Source organism: Pseudomonas sp. QD4 (genome assembly GCF_049199125.1).
GTDB lineage: Bacteria > Pseudomonadota > Gammaproteobacteria > Pseudomonadales > Pseudomonadaceae > Aquipseudomonas.
Map to the genome: position 1 here is coordinate 12,923 of NZ_JBLZOM010000004.1, position 15,871 is coordinate 28,793.

Genomic DNA, 15,871 nt, shown 5'->3' on the forward strand with positions numbered 1-15,871 from the left:
CGAGCCCACGTACTAAGTGCCATCATTATGACCTGTTTCAATACCGTTACATGATTTGCACATTCGGCAAAACGAACTAGCTTGAACCCTCGTCGCCGATGAGAAGTCTTGTTGTTCACGCAGCTTGAAGGCTCTGGAAAGCGCTTTCCAGACGCCCAATGATCATATGGAAATGTTCCTTAAGTCATTCATAAACAATGGAATGTAGCAATGAACTGATCTAAGTCAGCTATTCAAAATGATATCAGCCCTACGCTGACAACTCTCTTCTCCTGCATTGGAGTCATGCAATGTCTGACACTCCCGGAAAACTACGATTAGGTGCGCTAGTCGCCTTGGTAGTCGGCTCGATGATTGGCGGCGGGATCTTCTCATTACCGCAAAACATGGCCGCCAGTGCCGACGTCGGTGCAGTTCTTATTGGTTGGGCCATTACCGCGGTGGGGATGTTGACCCTGGCTTTTGTGTTCCAGACCCTGGCCAATCGCAAGCCGGACCTGGACGGCGGGGTTTACGCCTACGCCAAGGCCGGTTTCGGCGATTACATGGGTTTTTCCTCGGCCTGGGGCTACTGGATCAGCGCCTGGCTGGGTAACGTCGGCTACTTCGTGTTGCTGTTCAGCACCCTGGGTTACTTCTTCCCGATCTTTGGCGAGGGCAATACGCCCGCCGCGGTGATCGGCGCCTCGGTGCTGCTGTGGGCCGTGCACTTTCTGGTGCTGCGCGGGATCAAGGAAGCGGCGTTCATCAACCTGGTGACCACGGTCGCCAAAGTCGTGCCATTGCTGCTGTTTGTGCTGATCGCGATCTTCGCCTTCCGCCTGGATATCTTCACCGCTGACATCTGGGGCGTGAAAAACCCGGACCTGGGCAGCGTGATGAACCAGGTGCGCAACATGATGCTGGTCACCGTCTGGGTATTTATCGGCATCGAGGGCGCGAGCATCTTCTCGTCGCGGGCGGAAAAACGCTCGGACGTGGGCAAGGCCACGGTCATCGGCTTTATCACCGTGCTGCTGTTCCTGGTCCTGGTGAACGTGCTGTCCCTGGGGATCATGACCCAACCGGAACTGGCCAAGCTGCAGAACCCGTCGATGGCCGCCGTGCTGGAGCATGTGGTCGGCCACTGGGGCGCGGTGCTGATCAGCGTCGGCCTGATCATCTCGCTGCTGGGGGCATTGCTGTCGTGGGTGCTGCTGTGTGCGGAGATCATGTTCGCCGCGGCCAAGGACCACACCATGCCGGAGTTCCTGCGCAAGGAAAACGCCAACCACGTACCGGTCAATGCGCTGTGGCTGACCAATGCCATGGTCCAGCTGTTCCTGATCATCACCCTGTTTTCGGCCAGTACCTACCTGTCGCTGATCTACCTCGCGACCTCGATGATCCTGGTGCCCTACCTGTGGTCCGCGGCCTACGCGGTGCTGCTGGCGGTGCGTGGCGAAAGCTACGAACAGGCCCTGGCCGAACGCAAGAAAGACCTGTTCATCGGCGCCATCGCCCTGATCTATGCGATCTGGCTGCTCTATGCCGGCGGCGTCAAATACCTGCTGCTGTCCGCCCTGCTCTATGCCCCCGGCGCGATCCTGTTCGCCAAGGCCAAGCTGGAACTGGGCAAACCGATTTTCACCAACGTCGAGAAGCTGATTTTCGCTGCGGTGGTCCTGGGCGCCCTGGTGGCGGCCTACGGACTCTACGACGGCTTCCTGACTCTGTAAGACCCGCTCGTAACATTGGATGTTATGTCACTGGAGGAACACTGTAATGACCACGGTAAAAGCTAAGTACGGCGTACATTCCGAAGCCGGCAAACTGCGCAAAGTCATGGTTTGCTCCCCAGGCCTGGCCCATCAGCGGCTGACCCCGAACAACTGCGACGAATTGCTGTTTGACGATGTGCTGTGGGTTGCCCAAGCCAAGCGCGACCACTTCGATTTCGTCACCAAAATGCGCGAGCGCGATATCGACGTGCTGGAAATGCACAACCTGTTGACCGATATCGTCGCCATCCCCGAAGCCCTGGACTGGATCCTGGAGCGCAAAATCACTGCCAACCAGGTCGGCCTCGGCCTGGTCAATGAAGTCAGCTCCTGGCTGCGCAGCCTGGAGCCGCGCAAGGTGGCCGAGTTCCTGATCGGCGGGGTTTCCGCCGATGACCTGCCGAGCAGCTTCGGCGGCAAGACCATCGAAATGTTCCGCGATTTCCTCGGCCACTCCAGCTTTATCCTGCCGCCGCTGCCCAACACCCAGTTCACCCGTGACACCACCTGCTGGATCTACGGTGGCGTGACCCTGAACCCGATGTACTGGCCGGCGCGACGCCAGGAAACCCTGCTGGCCAGCGCCATCTACAAATTCCACCCCGAGTTCACCAATGCCGACTTCCAGGTCTGGTACGGCGATCCGGACCAGGAACATGGCAACGCCACCCTGGAAGGCGGCGACGTGATGCCGATCGGCAATGGCGTGGTCCTGATCGGCATGGGCGAGCGTTCCTCGCGCCAAGCCATCGGCCAACTCGCGCTGAACCTGTTCAAGCACAAGGCCGTGGAACGGGTGATCGTTGCCGGCCTGCCGAAATCCCGCGCAGCCATGCACCTGGACACCGTGTTCAGCTTCTGCGACCGCGACCTGGTGACCATCTTCCCGGAAGTGGTGAACCAGATCGTCGCCTTCACCCTGCGCCCTGATGAAAGCAAGCCGGGTGGCATCGATATCCAGCAGGAAAAAACCAGCTTCCTCGACACCGTGGCCGCCGCCCTCAACCTCAAGGCCCTGCGCGTGGTGGAAACCGGTGGCAACAGCTTCGCCGCCGAACGCGAGCAGTGGGATGACGGCAACAACGTGGTGGCCCTGGAACCGGGCGTGGTGATCGGTTACGACCGCAACACCTACACCAACACCCTGCTGCGCAAGGCCGGTGTCGAAGTGATCACCATCAGCGCCGGCGAACTCGGCCGTGGCCGTGGCGGCGGCCACTGCATGACCTGCCCGATCATCCGCGATCCTATCGACTACTGATTTTTCTTCCATGCTTGCCGCCGCGCGCACCCCGAGCCGCGGCAAGTGGACGACCGAAACCAAAGGAGATCCATCATGGCTTTTAACATTCACAACCGCAGCCTGCTGAGCCTTGAGCACCACACCCCGCGTGAACTGCGCTACCTGCTGGACCTGTCCCGCGACCTCAAGCGTGCCAAGTACACCGGCACCGAGCAGCAGCACCTCAAGGGCAACAACATTGCGCTGATCTTCGAAAAAACCTCGACCCGCACCCGCTGCGCCTTCGAAGTGGCGGCTTATGACCAGGGCGCGAACGTCACCTACATCGATCCGAACTCGTCGCAAATCGGCCACAAGGAAAGCATGAAGGACACCGCCCGCGTGCTCGGGCGCATGTACGACGCCATCGAGTACCGCGGCTTCAAGCAGGAAATCGTCGAAGAACTGGCCAAGTTCGCCGGCGTCCCCGTGTTCAACGGGCTGACCGACGAATACCACCCGACGCAAATGATCGCCGACGTGCTGACCATGCGTGAACACGCCGACAAGCCGATCCACGAGATCAGCTACGCCTACCTGGGCGACGCCCGCAACAACATGGGCAACTCGCTGCTGCTGGTGGGCGCCAAGCTTGGCATGGACGTGCGCATCTGCGCGCCCAAGGCCCTGTGGCCCCATGACGACCTGGTCGAGCGCTGCAAAAAATACGCGGAAGAAAGCGGCGCACGCATCACCCTCACCGAAGACCCGAAAGCCGCGGTCAAGGGCGTGGACTTCATCCACACCGACGTCTGGGTCTCCATGGGCGAGCCGGTGGAAGCCTGGGCCGAGCGCATCGAGCAATTACTGCCGTACCAGGTCAATGCCCAGCTTATGAAGGCCACCGGCAACCCACGGACCAAGTTCATGCACTGCCTGCCTGCATTCCATAACAGCGACACCAAGGTTGGCAAGCAGATCGCCGAGCAGTATCCGCACCTGGCCAATGGCATCGAAGTCACCGACGACGTCTTCGAATCGCCGGCCTGCATCGCCTTCGAGCAAGCGGAAAACCGCATGCACACCATCAAGGCGATCCTGGTTTCGACCCTGGCCGATCTGTAATCCCCCCCTCCCGTGCAGGCGCCGCCCTGCAGACGCCTGCACGGGAGCTCTAGAAGGACTGCATTATGCGTATCGTCGTTGCACTGGGCGGTAACGCCCTGCTCCGCCGTGGTGAACCCATGACCGCGGACAATCAACGCGCCAACATCCGCATCGCCACCGAACAGATTGCCAAGATCCACCCCGGCAACCAGTTGGTGATCGCCCACGGCAATGGTCCGCAAGTCGGCCTGCTGTCGCTGCAGGCAGCGGCCTATACCCAGGTTTCGCCCTACCCGCTGGATGTGCTCGGTGCCGAAACCGAAGGCATGATTGGCTACATCATCGAACAGGAACTGGGCAATCTGCTGGACTTCGAAGTCCCGTTCGCCACCTTGCTGACCCAGGTCGAAGTCGACCCCAAGGACCCGGCATTCAAGAACCCGACCAAGCCCATCGGCCCGGTGTACAGCAAAGCCGAGGCGGAGAAACTCGCCGCCGAAAAAGGCTGGGCCATCGCTCCCGACGGCGACAAGTTCCGCCGCGTGGTGGCCAGCCCGAAACCCAAGCGCATCTTCGAGATCCGCCCGATCAAGTGGCTGCTGGAAAAGAGCAGCATCGTGATCTGTGCCGGCGGTGGCGGAATCCCCACCATGTACGGCGAGGACGGCAAGCTGCGGGGCATCGAGGCGGTGATCGACAAGGACCTGTGCTCGGCGCTGCTGGCCGAACAGCTGGAAAGCGATCTGCTGGTGATTGCCACTGACGTCAACGCAGCCTTTATCGACTTCGGCAAGCCGACCCAGAAAGCCATCGCCCAGGCCCACCCGGATGAAATCGAGAAGCTGGGCTTCGCCGCCGGCTCCATGGGGCCCAAGGTCCAGGCCGCCTGCGAGTTCGCCCGCAACACTGGAAAAGTCGCGGTGATCGGTTCACTCTCGGACATCGAGGCGATCGTCCAGGGCAAGGCCGGCACCCGCATCAGCACAGCCAAGCCGGGTATCAGTTACCAGTAAATCGCCAGTCACAAGAACTTCGGGGCGGGCCCTGTGCCTGCCCCTACTTCAATGCCTTGAAGGAGAGACGCCCATGGCCACGTTCGAGCCCGGTCACCTGCATATCGAGCGCCACGCGCTGAACAAGGACGACTACAGCTACAACCTGTGCATCGACTACGAGGTCACCCAGGACCCCAAGGAAGGCAAAGGCATGCTCTTCACCCTGCATGGCACCATCGAGGACAAGCCCCTGAAGGAACAGTTCTTCCTGGCCAAGGACCTGGCCTTCGACTTCGCCCGCCATGCCACCCGCATCGCCCAGCAATACGGGATGCCCAAAATCGCCAGCATCGGCTCGATGCACAAGTACTACGACGAAATGTTCGAAGACGTACGCAAGCAACTGGAGGTCAAACCCGGCGACCCGGTGAAACCCGAACACCTGGCGTAACCCCCTCCCCGTGGTGAGGGAAGCACTGCCCTCGCCACCCTGTTCACGCTGCGCGCATTTCACCTTGGCCCTCCCCCAAGGCATACTGGCCACCCTCCGCTTCGCAGAACCGTCAGCCTCCTCATGCGTATCCACGTCAGCTTCATCGACCGCGTCGGCATCACCCAGGAAGTCCTGGCCCTGCTCGGCGGGCGTAATCTCAACCTGGATGCGGTGGAGATGGTTCCACCCAACGTGTACATCGATGCCCCGACCCTCAGCCCGCAGGTGCTGGAAGAGCTGCGCGATGCGCTGTTCAACGTGCGTGGGGTCCAGGCGGTGACCGTGGTCGATATCCTCCCCGGCCAGCGTCGCCACTTGCAGCTCGATGCCCTGTTGGCGGCCATGACCGACCCGGTGCTGGCCCTGGACAGCGCGGGCAAGGTGCTGCTGGCCAACCCGGCGCTGATTGCCCTGTATGGCCGTGAACCGGCCGGCGAAAGCGTCGCCGAGCTGTTCGCCGACCCGGCGCTGCTCGACAGCCTCCTGGAACAAGGCTTTCGCCTGCCCCTGCGGGAAATCACCTTGAATGGCCAGACCCTGCTGCTGGACGCAACGCCCATCACCGACGCCGGCGCGCTGCTGACCCTGTATCAGCCGAACCGGATCGGCGAGCGCCTGTCGGCCCTGCACCACGACCATGCCGAAGGTTTTGATGCCCTGCTCGGGGAATCACCCGCCATCCGCACCCTCAAGGCCCGCGCCCAACGCGTGGCAGCCCTGGATGCGCCGCTGCTGATCCAGGGTGAAACCGGCACCGGCAAGGAGCTGGTAGCCCGCGCCTGCCATGCCATCAGCGCGCGCCATGGCGCTCCCTTCCTGGCCCTGAACTGCGCGGCGCTGCCGGAGAACCTCGCCGAAAGCGAACTCTTCGGTTACGCCCCCGGCGCGTTCACCGGAGCCCAGCGCGGCGGCAAGCCGGGGCTGATGGAACTGGCCAACCAGGGCACGGTGTTTCTCGACGAAATCGGCGAAATGTCGCCTTACCTGCAGGCCAAGTTGCTGCGCTTCCTGAACGACGGCAGCTTCCGTCGGGTAGGGGGCGATCGCGAGGTCAAGGTCAATGTGCGGATCCTCAGCGCCACCCACCGTGACCTGGAAAAAATGGTCAGCGAAGGCACCTTTCGCGAGGACCTGTTCTATCGCCTGAACGTGCTCAATGTCGAAGTCCCGCCGCTGCGCGAGCGCGGCCAGGACATCCTGCTGCTGGCGCGCTACTTCATGCAGCAGGCCTGTGCGCAGATCCAGCGCCCGGTCTGCCGCCTGGCCCCCGGCACCTACCCGGCCCTGCTGGGCAACCGCTGGCCGGGCAACGTGCGCCAGTTGCAGAACGTGATCTTTCGCGCCGCGGCCATCTGCGACAGCAACCTGGTGGACATTGGCGACCTGGACATCGCCGGCACCTCCGTGGCGCGCCAGGGCGACTCCGAGGTCGGCAGCCTGGAGCAGGCGGTCGAGGCGTTCGAGAAGAGTCTGCTCGAAGGTCTCTACCTCAATTACCCCTCGACCCGACAACTGGCCAACCGCTTGCAGACTTCCCACACGGCCATCGCCCACCGCCTGCGCAAGTACGGCATTCCCGGTAAAGCCTGAGCCTTCAGGCAAACCCGCTGAAAACGACCTCCACCTGTACTGAAAGCGCTACAGCGGAACGATTTCGCTACACGCGTCTACAATCAGTGCTGCCCAAGGCTTTGATCCTCAAAGCGTTTTTTCAAACGCCCCAGCTGTAGCGATTTCGCTACAGCTGCGCCCACACCCTCTTCCGAAAAACCCTGCAAGCCATTGATTTTAAACAACTAAAAAACATTGGCCGCGTTTTTGCTATGGGTTTAGCCATTCGCTCTGCATTGCAAGAGCATTCAATCGCGTCCACCAGACGAGTCTGGCCCCTGAGGAGTTTCCATGAGCGAGTTGCGTTTTACTGAAGATCACGAATGGCTGCGTACCGAAGCTGATGGCAGCGTCACCGTAGGCATTACGCCTTTCGCGCAAAACGCCCTGGGCGACGTGGTATTCGTGCAACTGCCGGAGCTGCAGAGCTACGAAAAAGGCGCCGAAGCCGCCACTGTGGAATCGGTAAAAGCCGCCAGCGGCGTGTACATGCCACTGGACGGGGAAGTGGTCGAGACCAATCCGGCCCTGGACAGCAGCCCGGAGCTGGTCAACGAAGACCCGCAAGGCGCAGGCTGGTTCTTCCGCTTTATTCCCGCCGATGCCGCCGCCGTCGGCCAGTTGCTGGACCAGGACGCCTACGACCGCCTGATCAAAGCCAACGCCGAAGCCTGAGGAGCCGCCATGACTATCAATCTCAGCACCGCCAACGAATTCATCGCCCGTCATATCGGCCCACGCCAGGGTGACGAGCAAGCCATGCTCAACAGCCTGGGCTTCGACTCCCTGGAAGCCCTGAGCGCCAGCGTCATCCCCGAGAGCATCAAGGGCACCAGCGTGCTCGAACTCGGCGCCGGGCAAAGCGAAGCCGATGCCCTGGCCTCGATCAAAGCCATCGCTGCCAACAACGAACTGTTCAAGACCTACATCGGCCAGGGCTACTACAGCTGCCACACGCCATCGCCGATCCTGCGCAACCTCCTGGAAAACCCGGCCTGGTATACCGCCTACACGCCCTATCAGCCGGAAATCTCCCAGGGTCGCCTGGAAGCCCTGCTGAATTTCCAGACCCTGATCAGCGACCTCTCCGGGCTGCCGATCGCCAACGCCTCCCTGCTCGACGAAGCCACCGCCGCCGCCGAAGCCATGACCTTCTGCAAGCGCCTGAGCAAAAACAAAGGCAGCCACGCCTTCTTCGCCTCCGTGCATTGCCATCCGCAAACCCTTGACGTCCTGCGCACCCGTGCCGAACCCCTGGGCATCGACGTGGTGGTGGGCGATGAGCGCGAACTGAGCGATGTCAGCAGCTTCTTCGGCGCCCTGCTGCAATACCCGGCGAGCAACGGCGATGTGTTCGACTACCGCGAACTGACCGAACGCTTCCACGCCGCCAATGCCCTGGTGGCCGTGGCCGCCGACCTGTTGGCCCTGACCGTGCTGACCCCGCCGGGCGAATTCGGCGCCGACGTGGCCATCGGCAGCGCGCAGCGCTTTGGTGTGCCGCTGGGTTTCGGTGGCCCGCACGCGGCCTACTTTTCGACCAAGGATGCATTCAAGCGCGACATGCCCGGCCGCCTGGTGGGCGTGTCGGTGGACCGTTTCGGCAAGCCGGCGCTGCGCCTGGCCATGCAGACCCGCGAGCAACATATACGCCGCGAGAAAGCCACCAGCAACATCTGCACGGCCCAGGTCCTGCTGGCCAACATCGCCAGCATGTACGCTGTGTATCACGGCCCGAAAGGCCTGACCCAGATCGCCAACCGCATCCACCACCTGACCGCGATCCTGGCCCAGGGCCTGGGCGCGCTGGGGGTGACCGTGGAGCAACAGCACTTCTTCGACACCCTGACCCTGGCCACCGGCACGCACACCGCCGCTCTGCACGACAAGGCCCGCGCCCAGCGCATCAACCTGCGGATCGTGGATGAGCAACGCCTGGGCCTGTCCCTGGATGAAACCACCAGCCAGGCCGACGTTGAAACCCTGTGGAGCCTGCTGTCCGACGGCCAGGCGCGGCCGGATTTCGCCGCCCTCGCCGCTTCGGTGACCAGCACCATCCCCGCCACTCTGGTGCGCCAGTCGCCAATCCTCAGCCACCCGGTCTTCAACCGTTACCACTCGGAAACCGAGCTGATGCGCTACCTGCGCAAGTTGGCCGATAAGGACCTGGCACTGGACCGCACCATGATCCCGCTGGGTTCGTGCACCATGAAACTCAACGCCGCCAGCGAAATGATCCCGGTGACCTGGGCCGAATTCGGCGCCCTGCACCCGTTCGCCCCGGCCGAGCAAAGCGCCGGCTACCAGCAACTGACCACCGAGCTTGAGGCCATGCTCTGCGCCGCCACCGGCTACGACGCGGTGTCCCTGCAGCCGAACGCCGGCTCCCAGGGCGAATACGCCGGCCTGCTGGCCATTCGTGCCTACCACCAGAGCCGTGGCGATGAGCGCCGTGATATCTGCCTGATCCCTTCGTCCGCCCACGGCACCAACCCGGCCACCGCCAACATGGCCGGCATGCGCGTGGTGGTCACCGCCTGCGATGCCCGGGGCAACGTCGATATCGAAGACCTGCGAGCCAAGGCCATCGAACACCGTGAACACCTCGCGGCACTGATGATCACCTACCCCTCGACCCACGGCGTGTTCGAAGAAGGCATCCGCGAAATCTGCGGCATCATTCATGACCACGGCGGCCAGGTGTACATCGACGGCGCCAACATGAATGCCATGGTCGGCCTCTGCGCCCCGGGCAAGTTCGGCGGCGACGTTTCGCACCTGAACCTGCACAAGACCTTCTGCATCCCCCACGGCGGTGGCGGCCCGGGCGTGGGCCCGATCGGCGTCAAATCGCACCTGGCGCCCTTCCTGCCTGGCCACGCAGCCATGGAGCGCAAGGAAGGCGCGGTGTGCGCGGCACCGTTCGGCAGCGCGAGCATCCTGCCGATCACCTGGATGTACATCCGCATGATGGGCGGCGCCGGCCTCAAGCGCGCCTCGCAGCTGGCTATCCTGAATGCCAACTACATTTCCCGGCGCCTGGAAGAGCACTACCCAGTGCTCTACACCGGCAGCAATGGCCTGGTGGCCCACGAATGCATCCTCGACCTGCGCCCGCTGAAGGACAGCAGCGGCATCAGCGTCGATGACGTGGCCAAGCGTCTGATCGACTTTGGCTTCCACGCACCGACCATGTCGTTCCCGGTGGCCGGCACCCTGATGATCGAGCCGACCGAAAGTGAATCCAAGGAAGAGCTGGACCGCTTCTGCGACGCCATGATCCGTATTCGCGAAGAGATCCGCGCCGTGGAAAACGGCACCCTGGACAAGGACGACAACCCGCTGAAAAACGCCCCGCACACGGCGGCGGAAATCGTCGGCGAGTGGACTCACCCCTACAGCCGCGAACAAGCGGTGTACCCGGTCGCGTCCCTGATCGAAAGCAAGTACTGGCCACCGGTAGGCCGGGTCGACAACGTATTTGGCGATCGCAACCTAGTGTGCGCCTGCCCGTCGATCGAGCTTTACGCGTAAAGCAGTTGCAAGCGCCAAGTTTCAAGCTGCAAGTTAAAGGCCGGCCGGCTCTTTCTTGCAGCTTGTGACTTGAAGCTTGCCGCCGCTCCTATAACAAGAAACCGGAGAGCCACCATGTCCCTGAGCGTGTTCGACCTGTTCAAGATTGGCATCGGCCCCTCCAGCTCCCACACCGTCGGCCCGATGCGCGCGGCTGCGCGCTTCGTCGAAGGACTGCGCCGCGAGGGCCTGCTGACGGCCACCACCCGCGTCAAGGTCGAGCTGTACGGCTCGCTCGGCGCCACCGGCAAGGGCCATGGCAGCGACAAGGCGGTGCTGCTGGGCCTGGAAGGTGAACACCCGGATACCGTGAATACCGAGACCATTGCCACTCGCCTGCATGACATCCGCAGCAGCGGACGCCTCAACCTGCTGGGCGAACACCTCATTGCATTCAACGAGAAAGAACACCTGGCCATGATCCGCAAGCCGCTGGCCTACCATCCCAACGGCATGATCTTTCGCGCCTTCGATGCCGCTGGCATCCAGATCCGCAGCCGCGAGTACTACTCGGTCGGTGGCGGTTTCGTGGTGGATGAAGACGCCGCCGGCGCCGACCGGATTGTCGAAGACGCCACGCCCCTCACCTTCCCCTTCAAGAGCGCCAAGGACCTGCTCAGTCATTGCAGCACCTACGGGCTGTCCATCAGCGCGCTGATGCTGACCAATGAAAGTGCCTGGCGCCCGGAAGCGCAAACCCGCGCCGGTCTGCTGCAAATCTGGCAAGTGATGCAGGACTGCGTGGACGCCGGCTGTCGCAACGAAGGGATTTTGCCCGGTGGGCTCAAGGTCAAGCGACGGGCAGCGGCGTTGCACCGGCAACTGTGCAAGCACCCTGAGTCGGCGCTGCGCGATCCGTTGTCGGTGCTGGATTGGGTCAACCTGTATGCCCTGGCAGTCAACGAGGAAAACGCCAACGGCGGGCGCGTCGTGACGGCGCCCACCAACGGCGCCGCCGGGATTATTCCGGCCGTGCTGCATTACTACATGCGCTTTATCCCGGGTGCGAATGAAGACGGCGTGGTGCGTTTTCTGCTCACTGCCGCCGCCATTGGCATTCTGTACAAGGAAAACGCCTCGATTTCCGGTGCCGAAGTGGGTTGCCAGGGCGAGGTCGGCGTGGCCTGTTCGATGGCCGCCGGTGCGCTGTGCGAAGTATTGGGCGGCACGGTGTCTCAGGTCGAAAACGCCGCCGAGATCGGCATGGAACACAACCTGGGCCTGACCTGTGACCCCATTGGCGGGCTGGTACAGGTGCCGTGCATCGAACGCAACGCCATGGGCTCGGTGAAAGCCATCAACGCCGTGCGCATGGCCCTGCGCGGCGATGGCCAGCACTTCGTGTCCCTCGACAAAGTCATCCGCACCATGCGCCAGACCGGCGCCGATATGAAAAGCAAATACAAGGAAACCGCCCGCGGCGGTTTGGCCGTCAACATTATCGAATGCTGAAGCGACCTCGATCGCTTGCGCAGTTTTTTCAGGAGCTCAATATGTCCACCGAACACCTGCTGCACACCCCGCTGCACGCCCTGCACCTCGAACTCGGCGCGCGCATGGTGCCCTTCGCCGGCTACGACATGCCGGTGCAATACCCACTGGGAGTGATGAAGGAACACCAGCACACCCGTGAACAGGCCGGGTTGTTCGACGTGTCGCACATGGGCCAGATCCGCCTGAGCGGCGCCAACGCGGCGAAAGCCCTGGAAACCCTGGTGCCGGTCGACATCATCGACCTGCCGGCCGGCATGCAGCGCTACGCCATGTTCACCAATGACCAGGGCGGTATCCTCGACGACCTGATGGTCGCCAACCTGGGCAACGACCAGCTGTTCCTGGTGGTCAACGCCGCCTGCAAGGACCAGGACCTGGCCCACCTGCGTCAGCACATCGGCGATCAATGCAGCATCGAGCCGTTGTTCGAGGAACGCGCCCTGCTCGCCCTGCAAGGCCCGGCCGCAGTCACGGTGCTGGCACGCCTGGCCCCGGAAGTCGCACAGATGACATTCATGCAGTTCAAGCCGGTGACCGTCAGCGGCATCGACTGCTTTGTCAGCCGTTCGGGCTACACCGGCGAAGACGGTTTCGAGATTTCGGTCCCAGCCTCCAGCGCCGAAGCCCTGGCCCGTGCGCTACTGGCGGAACCGGAAGTGGCGGCCATCGGCCTTGGTGCCCGTGACTCGCTGCGCCTGGAGGCGGGCCTGTGCCTGTATGGCCACGACATGAACAACGAGACCACGCCCATCGAGGCAAGCCTGCTGTGGGCCATCTCCAAGCTTCGACGCGCCGACGGCGCCCGAGCGGGTGGCTTCCCGGGTGCCGAACAGGTGTTCGCACAGCAGCAGAACGGCGTCAGCCGCAAACGCGTCGGCCTGCTGCCGCAGGAGCGTACGCCGGTGCGTGAAGGTGCGGAAATCGTCAATGAAGCTGGCGACATCATAGGTAGCGTCTGCAGTGGCGGTTTCGGTCCGACCTTGGGTGGCCCTTTGGCCATGGGTTACATCGACAGCCGTTATAACGCACTCGATACGCCAGTTTGGGCAATTGTTCGTGGGAAAAAGGTGCCTATGCTTGTAAGCAAAATGCCATTTGTCCCACAACGCTACTATCGCGGTTGAACAACTGTTTCTATAAGTAACGCGGTTGCGTTAGAAGTGCACTAATCTGTAACGCAACCGCCATAAAATAGTGCACGTTTTCGATATTGAACTTGGCTTATAACAATTGAATAACTCTATCGTCTAAGCATGGCCAGACAGGTCCAACCAATAGGCCAAAGCCGAGCAAAACCGGGGGATTTCGCAGGGCTTGTTTTTTCTCCCGTAGTTGGCGTAGAGTTTCCCCACTGTGTTTGCATGGGTCGCTTGGAACCGTGACCTGGGCAGTAGCCAACAAGTTAGCTACAACCCGTTCGACGTCTCTTACTTTCCTGCAACCCAGCCCAGTACTCTTTCTTGAGAAAGAGACTGTCATTAATTTTTGTGTCAAAGGAAATAAGAAATGTCCCAACGTCAGAGCGGTACCGTCAAGTGGTTTAACGACGAGAAAGGTTTTGGTTTTATCACTCCAGAAAGCGGTCCGGATCTGTTCGTGCATTTCCGCGCCATTCAGGGCAACGGCTTCAAGAGCTTGAAAGAAGGCCAGAAAGTGACCTTCATCGCCGTGCAGGGCCAAAAAGGCATGCAGGCTGACGAAGTTCAAGCCGAAGCTTAATCGTCTGTAACGAAAAAGCCTCTGATGCTGACATCAGAGGCTTTTTTGTGCGTGCAATTCCGTAAAATGGCTTCTTTTCAGCCCAGACGAGAGCCGTGCCATGTCAAAACACCTGCTAAGCCCCCAAGGCGACTTCCCTGCCGTCGGCCTGGGCCGCCGCCTGGCAGCGATGTTCTATGATTTCCTGCTGTGCACCGCATTGATGATCGTCACCGGCGGCATCTACAAAATGATCCAGATGCAGATCATCGGCGAAGCCAAAATGCGTGCGTTGACCGAAGCCGGCGCCTTGGATGGGGACCCGCTGTACTCCACTGTGTTGCTATTTGTGTTGTTCGGCTTCTTCGCCAAGTTCTGGACCTACTCCGGCCAGACCTTGGGCATGCAGGTCTGGGGCATTCGCGTACAGAACGCCGATGGCAGCAGCATCAGTCTGTGGCAGGCGCTGCTGCGCTTTATCGTCTCGATCGCCTCGTGGCTATGCCTTGGCCTGGGGTTCTTCTGGGTACTGATCGACAAACAAAAGCGCAGCTGGCACGACATTTACTCCAGCAGCCAGCTGGTACGCATTCCCAAGAAGAAAAAGTAATTCGCCACATATAAAAACGCCCCGACAGATCGGGGCGTTTTTGTTTGACCGGCAAAACAGATCAGGCATTGCCTGCCAGCTTCATCCGCGCGGCCTGGGTGAAGTCCAACATGCGTTTGAGCGGACGAATCGCGTGAGGGATCAAGGCCGGGTCGACGAAGATCTCGTTACTGCCCGTACGCAGGCATTGCAGGGTGCGCTCCAGGGTGTTCATGGCCATCCAAGGACAATGCGCGCAACTGCGGCACGCCGCGCCGTTACCGGCCGTAGGCGCCTCGATGAAAACCTTGTCCGGGCACAGCTGCTGCATTTTGTAGAAAATCCCGCGATCGGTCGCCACGATCAGGGTCTTGTTCGGCAAGCGTTGGGCCGCGGCAATCAGTTGACTGGTGGAACCCACCGCATCGGCCAGCTCGATCACTGAGGTCGGGGACTCCGGGTGCACCAAAATCGCCGCGTCCGGATACAAAGCCTTCATGTCTTCGAGCTGTTTGGACTTGAACTCTTCATGGACGATGCACGCACCGTCCCAGAGCAGCATGTCGGCTCCGGTCTGGCGCTGGATATAAGTACCCAGGTGTTTGTCCGGCCCCCAGATAATGGTTTCGCCGTTATCCATCAGGCTTTCGACAATTTCCAGGGCGCAACTGGAAGTCACCACCCAGTCAGCGCGGGCTTTGACCGCCGCCGAGGTATTGGCATACACCACCACGGTGCGCTCTGGGTGTTGGTCACAGAACGCCGAGAACTCTTCCACCGGGCAGCCCAGGTCCAGGGAGCAGGTCGCCTCGAGGGTCGGCATCAGCACACGCTTTTCCGGGTTGAGGATCTTTGCGGTTTCCCCCATGAACTTGACCCCAGCTACCACCACCGTCTTGGCCGGGTGCGCATTGCCGAAGCGAGCCATCTCCAGGGAGTCGGAAACACAACCGCCAGTTTCCTCGGCCAGGGCCTGAATAACCGGATCACAATAGAAATGCGCCACCAGCACCGCGTCCTGAGCCTTTAGCTCGGCGGCGATAGCAGCACGGTAGCGGGCCTCCTCATCAGCACTGAGCGGCTTGGGCTGCTTGGCATCGAGGTGGGCTTGAACCAGAAGGCGTTCGGAAATCTGCGTCATGTTCGCAAGACCTGCAGGCGCATTCGCGCGAAAGTCGAGTATACACCCGGCTCCGGACCACTCGGGTCCCGCCGGGAGAGTGAGTATTTATCAGGCACGGACAGCTGTTAGGCGGGCAAGGCTACAGAATATCCCCTTGATGTAAAAGATGATTCTGAGCGGTGGGAGGTCGTGCACATTGCCCGTGC

Annotated in this window: 13 protein-coding genes; 12 read left to right on the forward strand and 1 reads right to left on the reverse strand. The window is 61.5% G+C overall.

What is annotated here, in order from left to right; all coding sequences use genetic code 11:
• Positions 1-290 precede the first annotated feature (290 nt).
• The 12 genes from arcD (at position 291) to ACOZJV_RS23080 (ending at position 14,563) form a co-directional block, all read left to right on the forward strand.
• Positions 291-1,718 (forward strand): arginine-ornithine antiporter, encoded by a 1,428-nt coding sequence (gene arcD / locus ACOZJV_RS23025; RefSeq protein ID WP_078471842.1) that lies wholly within the window; start codon positions 291-293, stop codon positions 1,716-1,718.
• Positions 1,719-1,764: 46 nt separating this feature from the next.
• A complete protein-coding gene (gene arcA, locus ACOZJV_RS23030; protein WP_020297282.1) occupies positions 1,765-3,021 on the forward strand; it encodes an arginine deiminase in 1,257 nt (418 codons plus the stop codon).
• Between the two features lie 75 nt (positions 3,022-3,096).
• Positions 3,097-4,107 (forward strand): ornithine carbamoyltransferase, encoded by a 1,011-nt coding sequence (locus ACOZJV_RS23035; RefSeq protein WP_078471843.1) that lies wholly within the window; start codon positions 3,097-3,099, stop codon positions 4,105-4,107.
• A 65-nt stretch (positions 4,108-4,172) separates the two neighbouring features.
• Positions 4,173-5,102: a carbamate kinase gene (arcC, locus tag ACOZJV_RS23040; RefSeq protein ID WP_078471844.1), complete on the forward strand. Its 930-nt coding sequence runs from the start codon at positions 4,173-4,175 to the stop codon at positions 5,100-5,102.
• 73 nt (positions 5,103-5,175) lie between these two features.
• Positions 5,176-5,535 (forward strand): DUF5064 family protein, encoded by a 360-nt coding sequence (locus ACOZJV_RS23045; protein WP_078471845.1) that lies wholly within the window; start codon positions 5,176-5,178, stop codon positions 5,533-5,535.
• Between the two features lie 123 nt (positions 5,536-5,658).
• Positions 5,659-7,167 carry a sigma-54-dependent transcriptional regulator gene (locus tag ACOZJV_RS23050; protein WP_020297278.1) on the forward strand — a complete coding sequence of 503 codons (1,509 nt, stop codon included), beginning with the start codon at positions 5,659-5,661 and terminating at the stop codon, positions 7,165-7,167.
• Between the two features lie 312 nt (positions 7,168-7,479).
• On the forward strand, positions 7,480-7,863 hold the full coding sequence (gene gcvH / locus ACOZJV_RS23055) for a glycine cleavage system protein GcvH (protein WP_421548596.1): 384 nt from the start codon (positions 7,480-7,482) through the stop codon (positions 7,861-7,863).
• A gap of 9 nt (positions 7,864-7,872) precedes the next feature.
• Positions 7,873-10,722, forward strand: coding sequence for an aminomethyl-transferring glycine dehydrogenase (gene gcvP, locus ACOZJV_RS23060; RefSeq protein WP_421548597.1), 2,850 nt, complete (start codon positions 7,873-7,875; stop codon positions 10,720-10,722).
• A 114-nt stretch (positions 10,723-10,836) separates the two neighbouring features.
• Positions 10,837-12,213, forward strand: a complete 1,377-nt coding sequence (locus tag ACOZJV_RS23065) for an L-serine ammonia-lyase (RefSeq protein WP_201127524.1) — start codon at positions 10,837-10,839, stop codon at positions 12,211-12,213.
• 41 nt (positions 12,214-12,254) lie between these two features.
• A complete protein-coding gene (gene gcvT / locus ACOZJV_RS23070) occupies positions 12,255-13,379 on the forward strand; it encodes a glycine cleavage system aminomethyltransferase GcvT (RefSeq protein WP_421548598.1) in 1,125 nt (374 codons plus the stop codon).
• A 382-nt stretch (positions 13,380-13,761) separates the two neighbouring features.
• Positions 13,762-13,974 (forward strand): cold-shock protein, encoded by a 213-nt coding sequence (locus ACOZJV_RS23075; protein ID WP_007977299.1) that lies wholly within the window; start codon positions 13,762-13,764, stop codon positions 13,972-13,974.
• A 100-nt stretch (positions 13,975-14,074) separates the two neighbouring features.
• A complete protein-coding gene (locus tag ACOZJV_RS23080; RefSeq protein WP_421548599.1) occupies positions 14,075-14,563 on the forward strand; it encodes an RDD family protein in 489 nt (162 codons plus the stop codon).
• 61 nt (positions 14,564-14,624) lie between these two features.
• Here the strand turns inward: ACOZJV_RS23080 and nadA are convergent, their stop codons facing one another.
• A complete protein-coding gene (gene nadA, locus ACOZJV_RS23085) occupies positions 14,625-15,683 on the reverse strand; it encodes a quinolinate synthase NadA (protein WP_078471851.1) in 1,059 nt (352 codons plus the stop codon).
• Between the last annotated feature and the right edge of the window lie 188 nt (positions 15,684-15,871).